The 358-nt window shown below is 53.1% G+C and carries 1 protein-coding gene and 1 tRNA gene; both read right to left on the reverse strand.

Annotated elements, in window-relative coordinates; translation table 11 throughout:
* Positions 1-93, reverse strand: a 93-nt coding sequence (locus P2081_RS20480) for a transposase (RefSeq protein ID WP_278922910.1), incomplete at its 3' end; no start/stop codon positions are given.
* Between the two features lie 145 nt (positions 94-238).
* Positions 239-315, reverse strand: a tRNA-Met gene (locus P2081_RS20485).
* Positions 316-358 lie beyond the last annotated feature (43 nt).

Below are 358 nucleotides of genomic sequence, written 5' to 3' on the forward strand. Positions count from 1 at the left end.
CCCATAGCGCCTGCAAACGTCAGCCGTCTTCTCGCCAGCTTCCTGCTCCTTGATCATTTGGATGATCTGTTCGTCCGTGAATCTCGTCTTCATTTGTCCGTCCTTCGGTTGGGCGGACTCTCCGCTAGGTGGAGGAAACTTGGGGCTCAGGTCATCCACCGTGCTTCCACGGCTTTTGGATCGGAAACGCAAGAAGCGCCACATGGGGCGCTATGCTACTGATATCATACAATATTATTGGTTGCGGGAGTAGGATTTGAACCTACGACCTTCAGGTTATGAGCCTGACGAGCTACCGGGCTGCTCCATCCCGCGACAGTTTTGTTTGTCGTATCGCTTTGCTACTTGAGGACTGTGT

This window comes from Pseudophaeobacter profundi, from assembly GCF_029697505.1.
GTDB classification, from domain to species: Bacteria; Pseudomonadota; Alphaproteobacteria; order Rhodobacterales; family Rhodobacteraceae; genus Pseudophaeobacter; species Pseudophaeobacter profundi.